Raw genomic sequence first — 21,181 nt, 5'->3', positions numbered from 1 at the left:
GTCGCCCGCCCGACCCGACGACGCGGATGGCGCGCGCCGTCATGCCGTCCCGTCGGTGATCATGCAGCTCACCGTAGGTGTCGTGGCGCGTCGGTAGGGTGCCCGACGGACGCGACGCCGATCACAGTGGAGACGCCATGACGCCGCAGGTACGCACCGCCCGACCCGAGGACGCCCCGGCGATCGCCGGGCTGGTGCGGGAGCTGGGTTACCCGGCGGACACCGACGAGGTCGGCCGGCGGCTCGCCACTCTGCCGCCCGGGCACGTGGTGCTCGTGTCCGTCGAGGGGGACCGTGCCGGGCGTGGCGGAGACGTCGAAGCCGAGCGTGTACTCGGCGCCGGCGACCAGCGGCACGCCGTCCTGCCCGATGCCGGCGTCCCACGGGTTGGCCAGACCGCCGGGGATGGTGGTGCAGAGCCGGCCGTCGGTGACGCCGAGGGTGCCGGTGCCGTACTAGAACCAGGGGGACACGCCGGCGCTGAAGTCGCCGTTGTCGATCTGTTCGGGGGCGTCGGGTGGTGGCTCGGCGTGGGCCGGACCGGCGGCGGCGCCGGTCAGCGCCACGGTGGTCGCCGTGGCGAGCAGTGCGAGGCGGCGTCGGGATGGCGTCACGGGACTTCCTTCCGGGGCGGCGGCGAGCTGGGAGCGCTCCCAGGTTGCGTCCGATGGTTACAGTGCCCGGGCACCCTTGTCAATCGATCCGGCTTGATGAGCCGTCCGGGACGACGGCAGTGAGATTCGACGCGCCACACCGGTGGTCCCGATCTCCTAGAGACAACTGGACCCTCGGCCTGGCAGGCTGCCTCCCATGACCCTGACGCTGCGTTCGTTCGGCACGAGCGACCGTGGGCTGATCCGCAGCGGGAACCAGGACGCCTTGTACGCCGGCACCTGGCTCGTCGCCGTCGCCGACGGGATGGGCGGCATGGCGGCCGGCGATCTGGCCAGCTCCATCGCGATCGACTCGGTCGCCCCGCTGGACGCGGAGACCCCGGAGGACGCGCTGGTCGCCGCGTTGCAGAGCGGCATCCAGCTGACCACCGCCCGGATCCAGCAGGCCGTCAGCGAGGATCCGGAGCGCCAGGGCATGGGGACCACATTGACCGCGCTCCTCTTCGCCCGGACGGGCAGCTGCCTGGCGCTCGCCCACGTCGGCGACTCGCGCGCCTACCTCTTCCGCGAGGGCGTGGTCAAGCAGGTCACCCGGGACGACACGTTCGTGCAGATGCTCGTCGACCAGGGCGTCATCACCCCGGACCAGGCGAGCAGCCACCCCCGGCGGGCGGTCGTCACGCAGGCGTTGCAGGGCGACGACGTCTCCCCGACGTACGCCACGATGGTGCCCTGGGCCGGGGACCGCTGGCTGCTGTGCAGCGACGGGCTGTCGAACGTCGTCCGGCCCGACACTCTCGCCGAGGTGCTCGCCGCGTACCCGGACCGGGCCGCCTGCGGCCGCAAGCTGATCGACCTGGCCCTGCACGCCGGCGGACCGGACAACATCACCGCCATCGTCGCGGACGTGGTGGAGGAGTGACCCGTCAGCGGCGGCGCGGGGTCGGGCGCCGGGTCGGCTCGGCCACGGTCGGGTCCTCCGGCCACGGGTGGCGCGGGTAGCGGCCCCGCAGCTCCGCCCGCACCTGCGGATAGCCGGACCGCCAGAACGAGGCCAGGTCGCCGGTGACGGCGACCGGCCGCCCGGCGGGGGAGAGCAGGTGCAGCAGCACGGGTACGCGCCCACCGGCGATCCGCGGCGCCTCCCGCCAGCCGAACGTCTCCTGGAGCTTCACCGCCAGCACGGGCGCGGCCGGGTCCGTGTAGTGGATGCGGATCCGCGAGCCGCTCGGCACGGTGATCCGCTCGGGTGCCAGCTCGTCGAGACGGCCGGCGAGCGGCCAGGGCAGCAGCCGGCGCAGCGCGGCGGTGACGTCGACCCGGGCCAGGTCGGCCCGCCGGCGGGCAGTGGCCAGCTCCGGCCCAAGCCAGACCGGTGCGGCGGTGAGCAGGGCCTCGTCGCCGACGTCGGGCCAGTCGTCGCCGAGCGCGGCGCGGCAGAACGCCAGCCGCTCCCGTAGGGCCCGGGCCGCCGGCGTCCAGGTCAGCAGGTCCAGGCCGGTGCGGCGCAGCCCGTCCAGCAGCGCGGCGGTCACCTCCTCCGGGTCGGGACGGGCCAGCGGACGCTCGACCAGGTCGAGCGCGCCCAGCCGGACCACCTCGCGGGCCACCACGTCCGTCCCGGACCAGACCACCTCGCGCGCCGTGCCGAGCAGTGGCCCGCCCGCCTCCCGGGCGGTCGCCTCGTCCACCGGGGCGGCCAGCCGGATCCGTGCGGCCGGCGCGCCGGGGGAGCGGTCGGCCACCGCGACCGCCAGCCACGCCGACCCCGCCAGCGCCGACCCCGGCGCCAGCTCCGCCGCGGTCCCGCCGGTCATCAGGTACGCCGAACCGCCCGGCCGCCGCGCCCGGGCCAGCCGTTCCGGGTACGCGAGACCGACCACCAGCCCGGCCGCCAGGTCGTCGGGCAGGTGCTCCCCGGGTCGGATCCCCTCGGCCCGTCCCGTCCCTGCGCCGTCGGCCTGCGGGTCGGGCTTCCGGCCGGGCCGGACGCCGGTTCGACCGTCCGCGCGGTCGGTCGCCGGGTTCGCGTGTCGGCGGTCGGACGCCGGGGTCACGTCTGCCGCGGCCGGTCCGGTCGGCAGGGCGGCGCGCAGGCGGCGTACCTCGGCTCGCCAGCGGGCAGTGGCCGCGGCGTCGGTGCCCGCCTGGAGCCGACGCCACGCGGCGGTCAGGTCGTCGCCGGGGCCGGCCACGGTCTCCTCGGCGAGGAGCGCGACGATCTCGGCGGCCCGGTCCGCGCCCACCCGGTCCGACCCGTCGAGCAGGGCCCGGGCCAGCCGGGGGTGCGCGCCGGTGGCGGCGATCGTCCGGCCGCGGTCGGTGATCCGGCCGTCGGGGTCGAGTGCGCCGAGCGTGGTGAGGGTGTCCTGGGCCACCGTGAGGGCGGCCGGTGGCGGTGGGTCCGGCAGCGCGAGACCACGACCGTCGGGTGCGCCCCAGGCGGCGAGGTCCAGCGCGAACCCGGTCAGGTCGGCGGTCGCGATCTCCGGCTCCGGCTGCGCGGCCAGCCGTTCGTGCGTCGCCACCGACCAGCAGCGGTAGACATGACCGGGTGCTTCCCGGCCGGCCCGGCCGGCGCGCTGCGTGGCGGCGGCCCGGGACACCGGCACGGTGACCAGGGCACCCAGTCCCCGGGCCAGGTCCATCCGGGCGACCCGGGCCAGTCCGGCGTCGACCACCACCCGTACGCCGGGCACGGTCAGGCTGCTCTCCGCCACCGCGGTAGCCAGCACCACCCGCCGCCGATCCCCGGCGACTGTCCCGGCTCCCGGCGCGGAGTCGGACGCGCCGAGCCGGGCTGGTCGTTGCCGGAGGGCGGCGTCCTGGTCGGCCGCCCGCTGCCGGCCGTGCAGCGACAGGACGTCCACCTCGGTACGCAGGTCGGCGAGGCGGCCCGCCACGGCGGCGATCTCGCCCACCCCGGGCAGGAAGACCAGCACGTCGCCCTCGTGCTCGCGCAGCGCGCGGCGGACCGTGGCCGCGACGTGGTCGAGCAGTGCCGGGTCGACCCGGCCGGCGCCGGGCGGGGCGACCGGTCGGGCCGGCGGCGACCAGATCCGGGTCACCGGATGCAGGGCGGCGGACGCCCGCACCACCGGCGCGGGCGTGTCACCGCCGAGCAGCGCGGCGACCCGGTCCGTGTCCGGGGTCGCCGACATCCCGAGCAGCCACAGGTCGGGGCGGAGCGCGGCCCGGGCCTCCACCGCGAAGGCGAGCGCCAGGTCGGCGTCGAGTTGCCGCTCGTGGATCTCGTCGAGCAGCACGGCGCCGGTGCCGGCCAGTTCCGGGTCGCGGTGCAGCCGGCGGACCAGCAGCCCGGTGGTGACCACCTCGACCCGCGTACGCGGGCCGGCCCGCCGTTCGCCGCGGACGGCGTACCCGATCCGCTCGCCCACCCGCTCGCCGAGCAGCGCGGCCATCCGGTGCGCGGCGGCGCGGGCTGCGACCCGGCGTGGCTGCGCCACCAGCACCCGGCCGGACACCTCGTCGGCCACGGCGAGCGGCACCAGGGTGGTCTTGCCGGTGCCGGGCGGCGCCACCAGCACGCCGGTGCCGGTGGACCGCAGCGCCGCGACGAGGGCCGGCAGCGCGGGGCGAACCGGCAGGTCGAGCGGCACGTCGGAGAGCACGGGACAGTCTCGCACCCTCAGGGCCGGTGACGTCGACGCAGGCCCTGGGGAGCGTCAGTCGGCGCGTACCCCGTCGACGCCGGTCACGAAGGCCCGCCAGGCCGACGGCGCGAACGCCAGCACCGGGCCCCGCCGGTCCTTGCTGTCCCGGACCGCGACGCGACCGTCCAGCGTGGCCACCTCGACGCAGTTGCCGTTGCCCACACTGCGGCTGCTGATGCGCCACTTCGCCCGGTCGAGCGCGGTCATCTGGTACCTCTCGTCTGTGCCGGCGTGCCGCGTCAGCGGTCACGCAAAGTTACGAGAAGCCTCCGTCAGGCGTGCCTGCGACGCCTCCGGACCGAGCGCCAACCGGCGCAGCTCCTCGTGCACCAGGCTATACCCGGCGACCTGGCCCGCCTCCTCCAGCGCCAGGCCTGTCGTGAGATTTTCCAGGTAGACGACGGCGGCGTCGGCCGCGTCGGCAAAGGTCAGGACGACGTACGGCGCGTTCATCGCGGGGTGTCCGCCGGCCGAGAACGGTAGTACCTGGACGGTGACGTTCGGTAGTTGAGCCACCTTCGCGATGTGCGCCAACTGGTCGGCCATCACCGCGTGGCCGCCGACCGGCCGGCAGAGCACCGCCTCGTTGAGCACCACCGACAGCTCCACCGGGTCGTCGCGGTGCAGCACCTCCTGCCGGCGCAGGCGCGCGGCGACCTTCCGTTCGATGCCCTCCTCGCCGGCGGTGCGCCGGAAGACCTCCCGCGCGTACGCCTCGGTCTGGAGCAGGCCGGGCACCGCCTCGGCCTCGTACGTGCGCAGCGTCGCCGCCTCCGCCTCCAGTCCGACGTAGAACTCGAACCACTCCGGCAGCACGTCGCTGTACTTCTGCCACCAGCCGCGCTGCTGCGCGCCGCGGGCGATTTCGATCAGCGCCTCGGCGTCCGCGCCGGTCACCTGGTAGAGGGCCAGGGCGGCGCGCACGTCGCGCGGCTTGATGCCGATCTGCGCGTTCTCGATGCGGGACAGGTTGCTCTTGGACATGTCCAGCTGTCGGGCGGCGACATCCAGGGTCATGCCCGCCCGCTCGCGGAGCTGGCGGAGTTCCCGCGCGATGCGGCGGCGGCGGACGGTCGGGCTCGCGGTCACCCTCCGAGTCTGTCACGGCAAGATCCGCAGGTCGCGCAAATACGGAGTGCAACCGGCGAAACCGGGAGTTGCAATGCGGATCCGGTGGGTGCATCCTTGCCCGGTTGCGATCACTGTGGACGATGCGTACGGGAGGACCGGTTGCTCATCGCCGACGAGTTCTTCCTGATCGCCCACAACGACATCCGGGGCAGAGCCAAGCTGCACCCGACCGCCACCGGTCTCGGGCTCGCCGGCGGTCTGCTCGGCGAACTCGTCCTGTATGGACACCTCACCGTCTCCGCCGGTCTCATCTCCATCGTCAACCGGCGTCCGCCGGCGGACGCGCTCGCCCACACCGTCCTCGACCAGCTCATCGGTGAGGCGCAGCACCAGTCCGTCCGCACCTGGCTCACCTTCCTCGCCCAGAGCGCCACGACCTCGGTGGGGGAGCGGCTGGCGCGGGCGGGAGTGCTGCGTCGCCAGGAGAGCCGGCGGTTGCTGCGCACCACCGTGTCGTACGTCCCGCTCGACCCCAACACGGCGGCCTGGCCGGCCACGCGGCTACGGGTGCTGCTGGAGCGGTCGGAGCCCCTGCCCACCCTCGCCGACGCGCTGCTGCTCGGCCTCGTCACCGCGGCCGGCCTGAGCCGCGAGGTGCTGTGGACCACCGGCCCCCGTGCCCACCACCGGCTCACCGGGCTCGTGGCCGCGCTGCCGCCCCCGCTGAAGGAGCTGGTCGCGCACACCGAGGCGGCGGTCGGGGCCGCGGTGCTGCGCGGCGTTCCCTGACCCGGCACCCCCTCACCCCTCCCTCGAACCGGAGCCGCGCATGTCCTCGAGTGCAACGATCGAACGACCGAGCAACGTCTCCGAGGCGCTGGCCCGTGGCCGGCTCGGCGTACCGTCGGTGATCTTCTTCGTCCTGTCCGCCGCCGCGCCGCTGACGGTCGTGGCCGGCGTGGTGACCACCGGCTACGGCGTCATCGGCGTCCTCGGTATCCCGGTGGCCTTCCTGGCGGTGGCCGCGGTGCTCGCCCTCTTCTCCGTCGGGTACGTGGCGATGGCCCGCCGGCTCGCCAACGCCGGCGCGTTCTACGCGTACGTGTCGCGCGGGCTGGGCCGGCCGGCCGGCGTCGGCGCCGCCTGGGTGGCGCTGATCGCGTACAACGCTCTCCAGGTCGGCCTGTACGGCGCCATCGGGGCGGCCGCGGAGCCGGTGCTGGACCGGCTCTTCGGCGTCACCGCGGCGTGGTGGCTGGTGGCGCTGGTCGCCTGGGCGATCGTCGCAGTGCTGGGCCTGCTGCGGGTCGACATCAACGGCCTGGTCCTCGCCGCCCTGCTGGTCGCCGAGATCGCGGTGATCCTCGTGTTCGACCTCGGGCAGCTGGGCAACCCCGCCGACGGGCAGGTCAGCTTCGCCGCGCTTGCCCCGGACAACCTCCTCGTCCCCGGCGTGGGCGCGGTGCTGGTGCTGGCGATCCTCGGCTTCGTCGGCTTCGAGTCCGCCGTGGTCTTCAGCGAGGAGAGCAAGGACCCGCGGCGCACGGTGCCGCTGGCGACCTACCTGTCCATCGCGATCATCGCCGTGGTCTACGCGCTCTCCTCCTGGAGCATGACCGTCGCGGTCGGGCCGGACCGCATCGCCGAGCAGGCCGGCGAGCAGAGCGTCGCGCTGATCTTCAACCTGGCCGGGGAGCACTTCGGCGACACCGTCGTCACCATCGGCCAGGTGCTGTTCCTGACGTCGGTGCTGGCCGCGATGATCTCGTTCCACAACACCACGGCCCGGTACACCTTCGCCCTCGGCCGGGAGCGGGTGCTGCCGGCGGTCTTCGGGCGGACCTCCCCGCGGACCGGCGCTCCCCGGGCGGCGTCCCTCGCGCAGAGCGTGCTCGGCCTCGTCGTGATCCTGCTGTACGCGGTCAACGGATGGGACCCGGTCGTGCAGCTCTTCTACTGGGGCGGCACCAGCGGCGGCTTCGGGGTGCTGCTGCTGATCGCCACCACCTCGGTCGCGGTGATCGTCTACTTCGCCCGCAGCGGTTCCGAGGAGACGCTGTGGCGGCGGGCGGTCGCGCCGGGGCTCGCCGCGCTGGCGCTGGCCGGCATCGTCGCCCTCGCGGTCGTCAACTTCGCCGACCTGCTCGGCGTCGCGCCGGACCACACCCTGCGCTGGGGAGTGCCGGTCGCGTACGTGGCCGCCGCGCTGCTCGGCGTGGTGTGGGCGCTGGTGCTGCGGGCCGGCCGGCGCGACACGTACGCCCGGATCGGCCTCGGCGCGGAGAGCACGGCGACCGGCGTGCTGCCCGACGCCGCGGCGGCACCCGAGCGGACGGAGGCCCGGCGGTGAGCGACCTCGCCGTCGAGCGGCTGGGCCCGGCGGAGACCCGGCTGGTCGCCGAGCGGATCGCCGGGGCGTTCCTGGTGCTCGACCAGCCACGCTGGCTGGTGCCCGACGAGAGCAAGCGGGAGTCTGTCCTCGCCGGGCAGTTCGAGATCCTGGTCGACCACGCGATGCGGCACGGCCTGGTGTTCGGCACCGCCGACCGGGCCGGCGTCGCGGTCTGGTTCCCGTCGGTGGGGGATCCGGCGCCGCCGCCGGAGGACTACGACGCCCGGCTGGCCGCCGCGTGCGGCGAGTGGACCGAGCGCTTCGCCCACCTGGACGAGCTGTTCGCCGCGAGCCACCCCCACCCGGACCACCACCACCTGGCGCTCCTAGCCGTCCGCCCGGACCGGCAGGGCCAGGGGGTGGGCAGCGCCCTGCTGCGGCACCACCACGCCTGGCTGGACGCCAACGGGATCCCGGGTTACCTGGAGGCGGCGAGCGAGATCGGCGTCGAGCTGTACACCAAGCACGGCTACCAGGTCCGCGAGCCGTTCCGGCTGCCCGACGGCACCCCGTTCTGGCCCATGTGGCGGGAGCCGCAGAAGTGAAAGGAGGGGCCCCTTCTTAACGCCTCGCGTTGTAGAAGGGGCCCTTACTAACACCCGCTCGGCGGCTCGGACATGACGGTGGCCGGGCCCGCCGACCCGGCCACCGTCCTGCCGCTGACTCAGTACGTGCCGTCCAGCTGCCCACGCAGCTTGGTCAGCGCTCGGGCCAGCAGCCGGGACACGTGCATCTGGGAGACGCCGATCTGCTCGGCGATCTGCGACTGGGTCAGGTTGCCGTAGAAGCGCAGGGTGAGGATCTTCTGCTCACGCTCGTCGAGGGTGGCGAGCGCCGGGCCGAGCGCGACGCGCAGCTCCGCCAGCTCGAACTCACCGTCCTCGCCGCCGAGCAGGTCGCCCAGCTCCGTGGCCCGGTCGCCGTCGCCGGTCGGCGTGGACAGCGACACCGCGTTGTAGGCGCGGGCGCCCTCCAGGCCCTCCAGGACCTCTTCCTCGGTGATGTTGAGGTGGGTGGCGATGTCGGCGACCGTCGGCGAGCGGCCGAGGGTCTGGAGCAGGGAGCTGTTGGCGTCGGAGATGGCCAGCCGCAGCTCCTGGAGGCGGCGGGGGACCCGGATGTCCCACGTGCGGTCGCGGAAGTGCCGCTTGAGCTCACCGATGATGGTGGGGATCGCGTACCCCGCGAAGTCGACCCCGCGGGACGGGTCGAACTTGTCGATCGCCTTGATGAGCCCGACCGCGGCGGTCTGGGCCAGGTCGTCGGTGGGCTCCCCGCGGCCGCTGTAGCGGTGCGCGAGGTGGTTGGCGAGCGGCAGCCAGGCCTCGATCGCCTTGTCGCGCAGCGCGGCGCGGGACGGGTGGTTGGCCGGCAGCGCGGCCATCGCGTTGAGCAGGTCGGCGGCGCTGTCGGTGAGCGCGCGGGGGTCGAGCTTCTCGGTGGAGCTCGGTACGGCCTTCGTCGCGTTTTCGCTGATCGTTGGCGCGGTCATGGGTGGTCCTCCCTGCACCTCGTCCGCGGATAAAGACGTGACGCTTTGGTTTAGGTTCAGGTGTCCGTTCGGAAGTCACCTTAGCCCGATCGTCTCGCCGAAATCTAGCCGAACGGCTGATGCACTTAAGTTACTAACAACCGTGAAAGCCGCAAAGAGCACGAAATCCCATCGGATTGTGAGGCTGATCATCCGTTTCTTCGTCCGACCGGGCGCTGACCGGACATCCGGGCCCGGTCGACTGGACGGCCTCCCGGTGCCGTCGAGCGGTCAGCCGCAGCTCAGCGGCGAGGTTCTCGCTGTCGACTTTCCGTCGTTGTCCCGTCTATGGGACCAGCCGTAGCGTCAACGGTGACAACAGTGGCACCGGAGGCATCGTGCTCGACCCGTCCGCTCCCCAGCTCGTGGTGAACAGCCGCGCGCTCTACTTCAGCTGGCTCCCGGCGGACCCCGACGCGGTTGCCGCGATGGTGCCCGCCGGCCTGCGGCCCCGCCCCGACCGGCAGGTCTTCCTGAACCAGTACGTCGTCGACGACGCCTGCCAGACGTCCGGCTTCGGGGCGTACTCGCTGACGTACGTCGGGGTCTCGCTCGTCGGGGTGGACGCCCCCGGCGGGAAGACTCCGGGCGGCTGGTGGACCCACTACGTCACCTCCAGCGCGCGGGTCCGGGAGTACGCCGCTGCCCGCGGCGCGCCGGCCGTCCGCGGCTGGACCACCATCGGCAGTGAGGGCGGTCTCCTCGTGGCCGAGACCGCGATCGACGGTGTCCCGGTGATCCGGGCGCGCTGCCAGGTCGGCGAGGCCGGGAGCATGGTGAGCAGCGGGCACCACCGCTACTTCACCGCCCACGACGGGCGGCTGTTCAACGCCGTCTACCCGTACGTCGCCGAGCCGGTCAACCCGTTCGTCGTCGAGTCGGTGGAGTTCCTGGAGCCGGCGCACCCGATCTACGCGCTGCGCCCGGACAACCCGCTCACGATCGGGTTCGGCTTCTACGCCCCCCGCGCGTCGTTCGCGTACCCCGGCGGGCTGACCGTGCACGGCGGGGAGCCCGAGCCGGTCGGGGCGGGCGCCGCTCACCAGGTGCCGGCGCGCCGGGCGGCCAGCGGCCTGCCGTCGGGGTCGTAGACCAGGCGGTACAACGGCAGCGCCCAGGCCCGGGTGTACCAGGGCAGCCGCTCCGGCCGGTGGGGCCGCAGCCGCCCCGGCGGACGGGGGCCGACCCGGCCACCGTCGTACCACCGCTGCAGCGCGTCGGCGGCGGCCGTGACGGCCGCGACCGCGTCGGCCGGGTCGAGCAGGTCGGCGTCCTCGCCGCCGGCCGGGTCCCGGTCGAGATGCTCGCGCAGCAGCCGCAGCCGCAGTTCCCGGGCGAACACCCGGGCCCCGTCGCCGGTTCCGGCGGGGTCCACAGGGTGGCGGTGGTCGCGGGTGCCGTCGACCACGGCGCAGGACAGCTCGCTGTCGTGCGTCCAGGAGCGGCGGTTGAAGTTGTCGCTGCCGATGCTGGCCCACACGTCGTCGACGACGCAGACCTTGGCGTGGACGTACACCGGCGTCCCGGCGTGGTTCTCCAGGTCGAAGAGGTGCACCCGGTCCGGCGCGGCCTTCTCGCACAGCGAGAGGGCCTGCTCCCGGCCGACCGAGTTCGGCGGGAGCGCCAGGCGGCCGTCGACGTCGGGGTGCCGGGGAACGACGGCGATCAGGTGCAGGTCCGGATGTTCCCGCAGCGCCCGCGCGAAGAGGTCCGCCACCTCGGTCGACCAGAGGTACTGGTCCTCCAGGTAGATGAGGCGGCGGGCCCGGCGGACCGCCTTGGTGTAGCCCCGGGCCACCGTGCGTTCGCCGTCGGGCGCGAACGAGTACGGGGGCCGCACCGCCGGGTAGGTGCGCAGCACCTGGATGTGGTGGGGACCGCAGGCCGGCGGGTCCGGGGGCCGGTCCGGCAGCGCGTCCGGGCGCAGGTCCGCGCCGCGCAGCCGGTCCCGCAGGTACGCGAGCGGGTTCTCCGAGTCCAGCGGCATCGGGTCGGTCCACCGCTCCCGGAAGGCGGTGTCCAGCGCGCCGACCACCGGCCCGCGGACGGCCAGTTGCACGTCGTGCCAGGGCGGCCGGTCACCGTACCGGGCGGACATCCGGACCGCCTGCGGGTCGCCGTGGTGGTCGGCGTCGTCGCGCCGGCTGTGGCACAGGTCGATGCCCCCGGCGAAGGCGATGTCGCGCTCGGGGGAGCGGGGGTGCCGCAGCACCACGAGTTTCTGGTGGTGCGAGCCGCCGCGGCGGACCCGCTGGTCGAGCAGCACCTCACCGCCGGCCGCGCTGATCGTCTCGCTGAGGTTCCGGTTCTCGTCCTCGCTGTACGCGAGCGCGTCGAGGTGCGAGCGCCAGATCAGCCCCTTGACGACCACTCCGCGCTGGGCGGCCCGCGCGAAGAGCTGGGCCACGGTGGGGCCGTCCGGCCGCATCCGCTGGTCGGGGTCGCCTCGCCAGTCGGTGAAGAAGAGGTGGTCACCGGCCTCGAGAGCCTCCACCTCGCGCACCAGCCGGTCGAAGTACGTCGCACCGTGAATTAACGGCTCGGCAAGGTTTCCGCTGGTCCAGATGGGTAACTCAGACCTCGGGTTGGCGCGTTCGCCTGCGGAGAGGAACCACTCCTGGGGTACCACGTTTCCCACCCTCCCGAGTCGGACGACGTCGGTGGAACCCCCGCCGAGGGTCCACGGCCCGCCGGAGCTACCGGAAGGCCGACCCACGGCATACCCAGCCGATCTTGACGCGAAAACCGAGGAGGCCACACCATGCCCGGCGAGACGACGAACTCCGTGACCGAGTACCGCGAGCAGGCGGTCGAGGGCGAGCGGGGGGCGCTGGTGGCCGTGTTGGTGATGGTGATCCTCGGCGTGGCCGGCATATTCGCCGTGTCCTGACGGGCGGACGCCGACGGCGGGCGCCCCGGTCGGGGTGCCCGCCGTCGTGCGGTGGTGACGGTGCCGGCGTGCCGGTCAGGGGCGCGGACCCTGGCCGTCGGTGTGCGGCAGCCGCTCGGCGGGGATCACGCCGAGCTTGCCGGCCTGGAAGTCCTCGAACGCCTGGATCAGCTCGTCCCGGGTGTTCATGACGAACGGACCGTAGTGCGCCACCGGCTCCCGGATCGGCTGGCCGCCCATGATGTAGAGGTCCAGCTTCGGCGTGCGGCCGTCCTGGCGGGCGTCGGCGGTGAACCGCAGGGCGTCGCCCGGGCCGTGCACCGCGAGCTGTCCGGTGTGGAACGGCCGGCGGTCGCTGCCGACCGTGCCGCGCCCGCCCAGCACGTACACCAGGGCGGTGAAGTCCGGCCGCCACGGCAGGTCGACCTCGGCGCCCGGCTCCACCGTCACGTGGGCCACGGTGATCGGGGTGTGGGTCGACCCCGGCCCCCGGTGCCCGGCGATCTCGCCGGCGATCACCCGGATCAGCGCCCCGCCGTCCGGCGTGGTGAGCAGCGCCGACTCGCGGCCACGGATGTCCTGGTACTTCGGCGCGATCATCTTCGCGACCCGCGGCAGGTTGACCCACAGCTGCGTGCCGTGGAACAGGCCGCCGCTCATCACCAGGTGCTCCGGCGGGGCCTCGATGTGCAGGAGGCCACTGCCGGCCGTCATCCACTGGGTGTCGCCGTCGGTGATCGTGCCACCGCCGCCGTGCGTGTCCTGGTGGTCGAAGACGCCGTCGATGATGTACGTGACGGTCTCGAACCCGCGGTGCGGGTGCCACGCGGTGCCCTTCGGCTCGCCCGGGGCGTAGTCGACCTCGCCCATCTGGTCGAGGTGGATGAAGGGGTCCAGCTCGCTCAGCGGCACCCCGGCGAAGGCCCGGCGCACCGGGAAGCCCTCGCCCTCGTACCCGCTGGGCGCGGTGGTCAGCCGGCGGACCGGCCGGAAGGTCGTGGACTCGTCGAGCCGGGGCAGGCGCGGCAGGACGAGCACGTTGTCGACGGTGATGGCGGGCATCGCGGGCTCCTTAGGTCTCGCTGGGGTGGGTCGCCGTGTCGCGCTCGGCGCGCAGCCGGCGCCCGAGCCGGTCGAAGATCCGGGTGAGGCAGGCGACCTCGTCGTCGTCGAGGTCGTCCATCAGGTGGGTGCGGACCGACGCCAGGTGGTGCGGTGCCGCCTCCCGCAGGGTCAGCAACCCGGCGGCGGTGAGCACCGCCTCGCTGCCCCGGCGGTCCTCGGGACAGGCCTCCCGGGCCACCAGGCCGCGCCGCTGCATGGAGGAGATCTGGTACGTCAGCCGGCTCGGTGAGAAGACCAGACGGCTGGCCAACTCGCCCATCCGCAGCCGCTGCCCCGGCGCCTCGGAGAGCAGCACCAGCACGTGGTAGTCGGCGAAGCTCAGCGCGCTGTCGGCGCGCAGGTCGTCCTCCAGCTGGGTGAACAGCCGCTGGCTGGCCTCGATGTACGCCCGCCAGGCGGTGAGACGCTCCGGCTCCAGACTCTCGGTCACGGGACCCAGAGTAGCACTGTTTCAAATTTTGACAACATCGCCCGGCGCGGCGTTGATCGCGGCATGGACCTGTGGCTCACATGGGCCGTACAGATTTGAATTTTGGTCCGACACTGGAGCCCGCGCGCGAAAACACCCCGGTCGCCAGCGGCGGCCGGGGTGTGACGCGATCGGGTGTCAGCCCCGCTGGTGTGTCGGGGCCGGCGTGTGCATCCGGCCCAGGAGCTGACGGGCCTGCTCCGAGTACTGCTGATCGACGATGACCGCGTACTGGCCGGCGCGCAGTGAACTGGCCGAGGTGAAGTCCCGCCGGCCGCCGGTCATCGCGTGCGTGACCGCGCCGAACACGGCACCCCAGATGGCACCGATCACCAGACCGGCGAGAACGACCGCGATCCAGTTGCCCCCCGTGAAGATGCCGAAGAGCAACCCGATGAACAGACCGAACCACGCACCCGAGCCGGCGCCCACCAGCGCCGCCCGCCCGGTCGTCATCCGGCCGAGGACCGTCTCGACCAGGGTGAGGTTCGTACCGACGATCGCCGTGTGTTCCACCGGGAAACGGTTGTCCGCCAGGTAGTCGACGACGCGCTGTGCCGACGGATAATCCGGGTACGACCCGATGGTCACGGTCGGTGGACCGACACCCGGCCCGCTGCCGTCACCGCTCGGGGGCGAGGGGTGACCGGCGGGACCGGACGGGAAGGTGTCACCGCCCGGCATCCCGGGACGCCAGGCCGAGGTCGGACTCGACGGTGTGGTCATCAGCCTCCTCCTTCGTCAACTGGGCATGTTCCCGCCGTCGCCGGGCGGTTAACGCCGGCCGCGCGTGGAATGCCGTTCCACCCGGACGGGTAGGCAGGTCCGTGGACAGCGGACGGATCAGCGAACACGGCTTCCTGGCGGACGGCCGCAGCGCCGTGCTCGTGGACCGGGCCGGCTCGGTCAACTGGTGGTGCCCGGAGCGGTTCGACGCGCCGTCCGTCTTCGGCCGGCTCCTCGGCGACGAGGCGGGCCACTGGTCGATCCGACCCGACGGGGACTTCACCTCCGAGCGGTCCTACCTGCACGACACGCTCGTCCTGCGTACCGTCTTCACCACCCCCCGAGGACAGGTCGCGGTGACCGACGCCCTCGCGCTGGAACCCGGCGCGCGCGGGCACGACATCGGCCTGCGGTCGCCCCGGGTGCTCGGCCGGGTCGTGGAGGGACTCTCCGGCGAGGTGCCGGTCCGCCTGGACTACCGGCCCCGGTTCGAGTACGGCCGGGTCACCGCGTACCTGATCGAGGCCGACGGTGTCATCGGCGCCACCGCCGGCGCCTGCCACCTCAGCCTGCGCGGGGACGTGCCGCTGACGTGCGCCGGGGGCAGCGCGACCGCGACCTTCCGGGTGCGGGCCGGCGAGACGTACCGGTTCACGCTCGGATACGCGCCGACCTACGACTCGCCGCCCCCGCAGCTGCCGGACGCCGACCGGCTGGTCGCCGACGCGGTCGCCGGCTGGCGCTCCTGGGCCGACCTGCACCGGGACCACTACCGGGGCCTGTTCCGCGACGTGGTGCGGCACAGCGCCATGGTGGTGCAGGGCATGACCTACCAGCCCAGCGGCGCGATCGTCGCGGCGGCGACCACGTCCCTGCCGGAGGAACTGGGCGGCGACCGCAACTACGACTACCGGTTCGTCTGGGTCCGCGACTTCAGCCTCACCCTCCAGGCGCTCTGGCGGGCGGCCTGCCCCGACGAGGCGAACCGGCAGTTCGCCTGGGTCGCCCGGGCGATGGGCCGGATCGGCGACGAGCCGGTGCCCATCATGTACGGCGTCCAGGGCGAGCGGGACCTCACCGAGCACATCCTGGACCACCTGCCGGGCTACGCGGACAGCCGTCCGGTCTTCGTGGGCAACGACGCCTGGCGGCAGCGGCAGACCGACGTGCTCGGGGAGATCCTCGACGCGGCCTGGCTGATGCGGCACTACCTCGACCCGATGTCGCCCGACGTCCGGCACCTGCTGCGCGCGCTGGCAGAGCGGGCGGTCACCGACTGGCGGCGACCGGACGCCGGCATGTGGGAGGCGCGGGACGCCGAACGGCACTACGTCTCCTCGAAGGTGCAGTGCTGGACCGCGCTGGACCGGGCGGTGCGCTTCGGCCCCCGGCTGGGGGATCCGTCCGACGTGGCCCGGTGGGCGGCGGCCCGGGACGAGGTCCGTGCCGCCGTGCTGGAACGCGGCTGGAACGACGAGCAGGGCGCGTACACCGGGGCCTTCGACTCCGACCAGCTGGACGCCTCGGTGCTGCTCATGCCGTTGGTGGGCTTCCTGTCCGCCGACGATCCGCGGATGCGCTCCACGATGGACGTGGTCGAACGCCGGCTGTCCCGCGACGGCCTGCTGCGCCGCTGGGACGCCGACCCGGCGGGCTTCGTCATCTGCTCGTTCTGGCTGGTGAGCTGTCTCGCCCTGGCCGGCGAGGTGGACCGTGCCACCGACCTGTTCGCGTCGCTCGCGAGCCGGGTCAACGACCTCGGCCTGTTCGCCGAGCAGATCGACCAGGCCACCGGGGAGCACCTGGGGAACTTCCCGCAGGCGTTCTCGCACATCGGCCTCATCAACGCCGCCGGACTGCTCACCGAGGCCGCCGAGCGGCGCCGGGAGGCCCCGGAGCAGACACGACAACCCGTGCCGGCCGGTACGGGACGGACGGAAGGAGCACGCTCATGACCGGACGCCTTGCCGGGAAGACCGCCCTGATCACCGGCTCGGACTCGGGCATCGGACAGGCCACCGCCATCGAGTTCGGCCGGGAGGGCGCCGACGTGGTGGTGCACTACCTGCACGACCACGCCGGGGCGAACCACACGAAGGCCGAGGTGGAGCGGGCGGGCCGGCGGGCGGTCGTGGTGCAGGGTGACATCAGCGTCGAGCACCAGGTCGACGCGATGTTCGACGAGGCCCTCGCGGAGTTCGACCGGCTGGACGTTCTGATGAACAACGCCGGGGTGGACGCCTCCGGCATCCCGGTGGCGGACCTGGACACCGAGACCTGGGATCGGTCCATCCGCACCAACCTGTACGGGATGTTCTTCTGCTGCCGGCGTTTCGTGCGGCACCGCCGCGACCAGGGCGGGGGCGGAAAGATCATCAACACCACCTCCATCCACCAGGAGGTGGCCCGGGCCGGCGGCGCGGACTACGACTCCAGCAAGGGCGGCATGCTGGAACTGGCCAAGAGCCTCGCGCTGGAGGTCGCCCCGATGCACATGAACGTCAACAACATCGGGCCGGGCATGGTGCTGACGCCGTTCAACCAGCGGGCCATCGACGACCCGAAGTACCTGGAGGAGCAGGTGCAGAGCATCCCGTGGAAGCGGGCCGCCGAACCGGGCGAGATCGCCAAGCTGGCGGTGTTCCTGGCCAGCGAGGACGCCGACTACGTGACCGGGTCGACGTACTTCATGGACGGTGGCCTGATGCAGAACCAGGGCCAGGGCGCCTGAGCGCCGGCCTCGGGGGCCCGCAGAATGGCGGCATGCGCCTGGTCATCACCGCCGACACCCACGTACCGAAGCGGGCCCGGGACCTGCCGCCGCCGCTGTGGGCCGCCATCGACGCGGCGGACGTGGTGCTGCACGCCGGGGACTGGGTCGACGAGGCGCTCTTGGACGCCATGGCGGCCCGCGCCCGCCGGCTGGTCGGGGTGTACGGCAACAACGACGGGCCGGCGCTGCGTGCCCGGCTGCCGGAGATCGCCCGGGTCGACCTCGACGGGCTCCGGGTGGCGGTGGTCCACGAGACGGGGCAGAGGACCCGGCGCGAGGAGCGCTGCGCGGCCCGCTTCCCCGACGTCGACCTGCTCGTCTTCGGGCACTCGCACATCCCGTGGGACACCGTCGCGCCCGGCGGCCTGCGGCTGCTCAACCCCGGCTCGCCGACCGACCGGCGCTCCCAGCCGTACGCCACCTACCTCACCGCCCAGGTCGAAGCCGGACGGCTGGCGGACGTCGAACTGCACCGGCTCCCGCGCCGCTGAGCCGGGCCGGCCGGCGGAGCCCCCCGCCGGCCCGTCCCGTCGCGTCACCTGCCCCGGCCGGTCTCCTCCTGGAGTTCGTCGATCCGCTTCGAGGCCTCCGCCTTGGTCAGGCCCTCCGGCGGCTCCTCGCCCGCCTCGCGGGCCAGCGTCGCCAGGTACGACTCCTGCGCCGCGGTCGGCGGCTCCTCGCCGGTGACCCACTCGTCCGGGTCCTTGATGGCGGCCTCCGGGTTCGCCCGGCCGTTCCCTCGGTCGGTCATGGTCTCCACCTTTCTTCGAACAGATGTGCCAGTACCCCGGTCCTGGTGCGTCCATGCGGGTGAATTCGGCCTTGTGCGGAGCCGAATAGGATCACCTGGTGAGCGCGGACCCGGCGGGAGTGATCGTGGTCGGGGCGGGCATCGCCGGGGTGGCCTGCGCCCGCGAGTTGGCCCGTGCCGGGATACCGGTGCAGATCCGGGAACGCGGACGGGTCGCCGGCGGGCGGATGGCCAGCAAGCGCTTCGACGGCCGTCCGGCGGACCTGGGCGCCGCCTACGTCACGGCCGGCGACCCCGGCTTCGCCGCCGTCGTGGAGGAGTGGCGGTCGGCGGGCCTGGTACGCGAGTGGACCGACACCTTCCTGGCGTACGACGCGCAGGGCCGGCGCGAGGTGCCCGGACCGATGCGCTGGGCCGCGCCCCGGGGACTGCGCTCGCTGGTCGAGCACCTCGCCCGGGACCTGCCGGTGGCCGTGGACCGCCTGGTGCTCGGCGTGGAACCCGGGCCGGTGGTCGACGGCCAGCCGTGCGCGGCGGTGGCGCTCGCCATGCCGGGCCCGCAGGCGGCGCTCCTGCTGGACCCGGCCCTGGCGGCGGCGACCCGGACCGTCCAGGCGCAGACCTGGTCGCCGTCGCTCGCCGTCGTGCTGCGGTTCCCGGACCGCCGGTGGGCCGACTTCCGGGGTGCGTTCGTCAACGACCATCCGGTGCTGGCGCTGGTCTGCGACGACGGCGACCGGCGGGGCGACGCCGCTCCGGTCCTGGTCGCGCACACCACGCCCGAGTTCGCCGCCGGCCACCTGCTCCAGCCCACCGTTGCCGGACCGGCCGTCGAGGAGGCCGTGCGGGACCTGCTCGCGCTGCCCGAGCCGGCCGAGCACGTGCACGTGCACCGGTGGACCTACGCCAAGCCGGCGGCCGGGTCGGAGGGGACGTACCACCTCGACGACGACGGAATCGGCCTGGCCGGCGACGCCTTCGGCGCGCCCCGCGTGCAGACCGCCTGGCGCTCCGGCCACGATCTCGGCCGCGCCCTGACCACCCAGCTGACCTGACGCGGCCCCTCTAACCTCCCCGTGCCCCTTCCCGGAGGGGAGAGCTGGGGTCAGGTTCGGGCGGGTTCGGGGGTCTGGTCCGTCGCGGCGTCGTGGGTGCGTTCGCCGGAGCGGTCGAGGAGTTGCATCACCGGGGTGGCCGCGATGCCGTGCACCACCACCGACACGACCACCACCAGCCCGACGGTGGCCCAGAGCAGGTCGACCTGCGGGAAGTCGGCCTTCGTGGTGGCGTACGCGAGGTAGTACAACGAGCCGACGCCGCGGATGCCGAACAGGGCGATCACCCAGTGCTCGGCCGGACGGCCCGGCGCTCCACGTAGCGACAGCCACCCGACCAGCGGACGGATCACGAACACCAGCGCCAGGCCGACCGCCGCCGCGGTCCACGTCAGCGCCCCCAGCAGCCCCCCGACCACGGCGCCGCCGAACAGCAGCAGGAGCAGGACGGCGAGCAGCCGCTCCACCTGCTCGGCGAAGTCGTGCAGGACGGAGTGGAACTCGTGCGTCCGCTCGGCGGCACGGATGGCGCGGGCGGCCACGAAGACCGCCAGGAAGCCGTACCCGCCGAGCAGCTCCACCAGCCCGTACGCCAGGAACGTCGCGGCCAGCGCGAGGAAGCCCTCGGCGTGCCGCGCCAGCCGCAGCTCGCTCGGTGCGCGGAAGAACAGCTTGCCGAGCAGCCACCCGATCAACCAGCCGCCGGACGCCCCCGCGGCGACCTTCCAGAGCAGGTCGACGGTGACCCAGTGGGCCAGCCAGTCCGCCGGGGCGAGGCTGGTGGTGGCGATCGCGATCGCCGCGTACACGAACGGGAAGGCCAGGCCGTCGTTCAGCCCGGCCTCGGAGGTGAGGGCGAACCGGACCTCGTCCTCGGAGTCCTCGATGTCGGTGGGTTCGCCGACCTGCACGTCGGCGGCGAGCACCGGGTCGGTGGGGGCCAGGGCCGCGCCCAGCAGCAGCGCGGCGGCCGGCACCAGCCCGGCCCACCACCACCCGAGCAGCGCCACCGCCGCGATGCACAGCGGCATGGCGATGGCCAGCAGCCGCCAGGTCGACGACCAGCGCCGCCAGCTCAACGGCCGGTCGATCTTCAGCCCGGCGCCCATCAGCGCCACGATCACGCCGATCTCGGTGAGGTGGGTGGCGATGTCCCGGTGCGCCAGGGGGTCGGGCTCCGGCAGGCCGGTCGGCAGCAGGAAGATCAGCATGCCGAGGCCCAGGAAGGCGATCGGCATGGACAGGGGACGGCGCTCCAGCACGCGCGGCAGGATCCCCGCCAGCAGCGCCCCCAGACCCACCACGGCGTACGCGACGTCGATCGGCTCCACGACACCACCTCTCCGTCTCGCCCGCGGGCTACGGGCAGGTGGTGTCAGAAAGTGCCCCCGATGTCCGTTCGGTATTCCTGTCTTGCCAGTGGCGGTCAGCGCGGCACGGCGAGCGGCGAGTCGGCGAGCCCGTCGAGGAGCGCGGCCGGGTCGTCGTAGACGGCGACCGCACCCGCCCCGGCCAGCTCGCACCGGCTGGTGCCGCCGCAGGTCAGGCCGACGCACGGGATGGCGAGCCTGCCGGCTGCGGCGACGTCCCAGACCGAGTCGCCGACGAACACCGTCCGGGCGGCGTCGAGGCCGGCCTGGTCCAGCGCGGCCACCAGGATGTCCGGGGCCGGCTTGCTCTCCTGCGCGTCGGCCGACGAGGTGACGGTGCCGATGACGTCGTCCGCGGCCAGGGCCCGGCGCAGCGCCCCCACCTCGTGCTCGGCGGCCGAGGTCGCCAGCACCACCCGCAGTCCCCGGTCGGCGCACGCCCGCAGCAGGTCGGCGGCGCGGGGGAGCGGCTCGAGCCGCTCCCAGTACTCGCCGTACAGGGTGTCGTGGGCGTCCCGCAGCCGGCTGTCGGCGTCGTGGTCCCGCTCCGGCCCGAGCAGGTGGTCGAGGAGCTTGTCCGAACCCATGCCGATCGCGCGGTGGATGGTCGCCATCGGCACCGCCTGGTCGGTCTGGCGCAGCGCCTCCCACCAGCTCACGGTGTGCAGGTACGTCGTGTCGACCAGGGTGCCGTCCACATCGAAGAGGACACCCGAGGCGTTGTCGTGCGGCATGGGTGT

At 73.7% G+C, this 21,181-nt stretch carries 23 protein-coding genes; 10 read left to right on the top strand and 13 right to left on the bottom strand.

Annotation, left to right across the window (positions count from 1 at the left end; all coding sequences use genetic code 11):
* Nucleotides 1–68 precede the first annotated feature (68 nt).
* Nucleotides 69–356 (bottom strand): hypothetical protein, encoded by a 288-nt coding sequence (locus ACTMS0_RS16560; protein WP_441156083.1) that lies wholly within the window; start codon nucleotides 354–356, stop codon nucleotides 69–71.
* A gap of 99 nt (nucleotides 357–455) precedes the next feature.
* The gene (locus ACTMS0_RS16555; protein ID WP_441156082.1) at nucleotides 456–614 is read right to left on the bottom strand and encodes a hypothetical protein; all 159 of its coding nucleotides are present in this window, start codon (nucleotides 612–614) and stop codon (nucleotides 456–458) included.
* 196 nt (nucleotides 615–810) lie between these two features.
* Between ACTMS0_RS16555 and ACTMS0_RS16550 the strand changes: the two genes are divergently transcribed.
* A complete protein-coding gene (locus ACTMS0_RS16550; protein ID WP_441156081.1) occupies nucleotides 811–1,536 on the top strand; it encodes a PP2C family protein-serine/threonine phosphatase in 726 nt (241 codons plus the stop codon).
* 4 nt (nucleotides 1,537–1,540) lie between these two features.
* On the opposite strand, the gene ACTMS0_RS16545 is transcribed toward ACTMS0_RS16550, so the two are convergent.
* Genes ACTMS0_RS16545 through ACTMS0_RS16535 form a run of 3 tightly spaced genes read right to left on the bottom strand, consistent with a single transcriptional unit; the run spans nucleotide 1,541 to nucleotide 5,377 of the window.
* Nucleotides 1,541–4,246, bottom strand: coding sequence for an ATP-dependent RNA helicase (locus tag ACTMS0_RS16545; RefSeq protein ID WP_441156080.1), 2,706 nt, complete (start codon nucleotides 4,244–4,246; stop codon nucleotides 1,541–1,543).
* A gap of 54 nt (nucleotides 4,247–4,300) precedes the next feature.
* Entirely contained in the window at nucleotides 4,301–4,495 is a 195-nt protein-coding gene (locus ACTMS0_RS16540) for a DUF397 domain-containing protein (RefSeq protein ID WP_441156079.1), read from the bottom strand.
* A gap of 39 nt (nucleotides 4,496–4,534) precedes the next feature.
* Complete coding sequence (locus ACTMS0_RS16535; protein WP_441156078.1) at nucleotides 4,535–5,377, bottom strand: helix-turn-helix domain-containing protein; 843 nt, start codon at nucleotides 5,375–5,377, stop codon at nucleotides 4,535–4,537.
* A 141-nt stretch (nucleotides 5,378–5,518) separates the two neighbouring features.
* Between ACTMS0_RS16535 and ACTMS0_RS16530 the strand changes: the two genes are divergently transcribed.
* Genes ACTMS0_RS16530 through ACTMS0_RS16520 form a run of 3 tightly spaced genes read left to right on the top strand, consistent with a single transcriptional unit; the run spans nucleotide 5,519 to nucleotide 8,296 of the window.
* Nucleotides 5,519–6,148 carry a GOLPH3/VPS74 family protein gene (locus ACTMS0_RS16530; protein WP_441156077.1) on the top strand — a complete coding sequence of 210 codons (630 nt, stop codon included), beginning with the start codon at nucleotides 5,519–5,521 and terminating at the stop codon, nucleotides 6,146–6,148.
* Nucleotides 6,149–6,188: 40 nt separating this feature from the next.
* On the top strand, nucleotides 6,189–7,709 hold the full coding sequence (locus tag ACTMS0_RS16525) for an APC family permease (RefSeq protein ID WP_441156076.1): 1,521 nt from the start codon (nucleotides 6,189–6,191) through the stop codon (nucleotides 7,707–7,709).
* Nucleotides 7,706–8,296, top strand: a complete 591-nt coding sequence (locus tag ACTMS0_RS16520; RefSeq protein WP_441156075.1) for a GNAT family N-acetyltransferase — start codon at nucleotides 7,706–7,708, stop codon at nucleotides 8,294–8,296. Before ACTMS0_RS16525 ends, ACTMS0_RS16520 begins: the two co-directional genes overlap by 4 nt.
* A gap of 119 nt (nucleotides 8,297–8,415) precedes the next feature.
* Here the strand turns inward: ACTMS0_RS16520 and ACTMS0_RS16515 are convergent, their stop codons facing one another.
* The gene (locus ACTMS0_RS16515; RefSeq protein ID WP_441156074.1) at nucleotides 8,416–9,243 is read right to left on the bottom strand and encodes a SigB/SigF/SigG family RNA polymerase sigma factor; all 828 of its coding nucleotides are present in this window, start codon (nucleotides 9,241–9,243) and stop codon (nucleotides 8,416–8,418) included.
* Between the two features lie 377 nt (nucleotides 9,244–9,620).
* Here ACTMS0_RS16515 and ACTMS0_RS16510 point away from each other — a divergent pair, with 377 nt between their 5' ends.
* Entirely contained in the window at nucleotides 9,621–10,373 is a 753-nt protein-coding gene (locus ACTMS0_RS16510) for a hypothetical protein (RefSeq protein WP_441156073.1), read from the top strand.
* On the opposite strand, the gene ACTMS0_RS16505 is transcribed toward ACTMS0_RS16510, so the two are convergent.
* Nucleotides 10,322–11,911: a phospholipase D family protein gene (locus ACTMS0_RS16505; protein ID WP_441156072.1), complete on the bottom strand. Its 1,590-nt coding sequence runs from the start codon at nucleotides 11,909–11,911 to the stop codon at nucleotides 10,322–10,324. The two genes, ACTMS0_RS16510 and ACTMS0_RS16505, sit on opposite strands and share 52 nt — an antisense overlap.
* A 132-nt stretch (nucleotides 11,912–12,043) precedes the next feature.
* On the opposite strand from ACTMS0_RS16505, the gene ACTMS0_RS16500 reads away from it, so the two are divergent.
* Nucleotides 12,044–12,172, top strand: coding sequence for a hypothetical protein (locus ACTMS0_RS16500; RefSeq protein ID WP_255456070.1), 129 nt, complete (start codon nucleotides 12,044–12,046; stop codon nucleotides 12,170–12,172).
* 75 nt (nucleotides 12,173–12,247) lie between these two features.
* Here the strand turns inward: ACTMS0_RS16500 and ACTMS0_RS16495 are convergent, their stop codons facing one another.
* The 3 genes from ACTMS0_RS16495 to ACTMS0_RS16485 form a co-directional block, all read right to left on the bottom strand.
* The gene (locus tag ACTMS0_RS16495; RefSeq protein WP_441156071.1) at nucleotides 12,248–13,234 is read right to left on the bottom strand and encodes a pirin family protein; all 987 of its coding nucleotides are present in this window, start codon (nucleotides 13,232–13,234) and stop codon (nucleotides 12,248–12,250) included.
* Nucleotides 13,235–13,244: 10 nt separating this feature from the next.
* Nucleotides 13,245–13,727, bottom strand: a complete 483-nt coding sequence (locus ACTMS0_RS16490) for a MarR family winged helix-turn-helix transcriptional regulator (RefSeq protein WP_441156070.1) — start codon at nucleotides 13,725–13,727, stop codon at nucleotides 13,245–13,247.
* Nucleotides 13,728–13,904: 177 nt separating this feature from the next.
* Nucleotides 13,905–14,492, bottom strand: coding sequence for a general stress protein (locus ACTMS0_RS16485; protein ID WP_441156069.1), 588 nt, complete (start codon nucleotides 14,490–14,492; stop codon nucleotides 13,905–13,907).
* Between the two features lie 101 nt (nucleotides 14,493–14,593).
* Here ACTMS0_RS16485 and ACTMS0_RS16480 point away from each other — a divergent pair, with 101 nt between their 5' ends.
* Genes ACTMS0_RS16480 through ACTMS0_RS16470 form a run of 3 tightly spaced genes read left to right on the top strand, consistent with a single transcriptional unit; the run spans nucleotide 14,594 to nucleotide 17,756 of the window.
* The gene (locus tag ACTMS0_RS16480) at nucleotides 14,594–16,447 is read left to right on the top strand and encodes a glycoside hydrolase family 15 protein (protein WP_441156068.1); all 1,854 of its coding nucleotides are present in this window, start codon (nucleotides 14,594–14,596) and stop codon (nucleotides 16,445–16,447) included.
* Nucleotides 16,444–17,223 (top strand): SDR family oxidoreductase, encoded by a 780-nt coding sequence (locus ACTMS0_RS16475; protein WP_441156067.1) that lies wholly within the window; start codon nucleotides 16,444–16,446, stop codon nucleotides 17,221–17,223. The genes ACTMS0_RS16480 and ACTMS0_RS16475 overlap by 4 nt, the downstream gene beginning before the upstream one ends.
* Before the next feature lie 32 nt (nucleotides 17,224–17,255).
* Nucleotides 17,256–17,756: a metallophosphoesterase family protein gene (locus ACTMS0_RS16470; protein WP_441156066.1), complete on the top strand. Its 501-nt coding sequence runs from the start codon at nucleotides 17,256–17,258 to the stop codon at nucleotides 17,754–17,756.
* Between the two features lie 44 nt (nucleotides 17,757–17,800).
* On the opposite strand, the gene ACTMS0_RS16465 is transcribed toward ACTMS0_RS16470, so the two are convergent.
* Nucleotides 17,801–18,016 (bottom strand): DUF3072 domain-containing protein, encoded by a 216-nt coding sequence (locus ACTMS0_RS16465; RefSeq protein WP_441156065.1) that lies wholly within the window; start codon nucleotides 18,014–18,016, stop codon nucleotides 17,801–17,803.
* Nucleotides 18,017–18,135: 119 nt separating this feature from the next.
* On the opposite strand from ACTMS0_RS16465, the gene ACTMS0_RS16460 reads away from it, so the two are divergent.
* Nucleotides 18,136–19,071, top strand: coding sequence for an NAD(P)/FAD-dependent oxidoreductase (locus ACTMS0_RS16460; protein ID WP_441156215.1), 936 nt, complete (start codon nucleotides 18,136–18,138; stop codon nucleotides 19,069–19,071).
* 50 nt (nucleotides 19,072–19,121) lie between these two features.
* On the opposite strand, the gene ACTMS0_RS16455 is transcribed toward ACTMS0_RS16460, so the two are convergent.
* Nucleotides 19,122–20,402, bottom strand: a complete 1,281-nt coding sequence (locus ACTMS0_RS16455; protein WP_441156064.1) for a cation:proton antiporter — start codon at nucleotides 20,400–20,402, stop codon at nucleotides 19,122–19,124.
* 95 nt (nucleotides 20,403–20,497) lie between these two features.
* Entirely contained in the window at nucleotides 20,498–21,175 is a 678-nt protein-coding gene (locus ACTMS0_RS16450; protein ID WP_441156063.1) for an HAD family hydrolase, read from the bottom strand.
* Between the last annotated feature and the right edge of the window lie 6 nt (nucleotides 21,176–21,181).

Origin of the sequence: Micromonospora sp. H33 (genome assembly GCF_052068455.1) — a bacterium.
Taxonomy (GTDB): Bacteria; Actinomycetota; Actinomycetes; order Mycobacteriales; family Micromonosporaceae; genus Micromonospora.
This window is presented reverse-complemented; position numbering and strand designations above follow the sequence as displayed.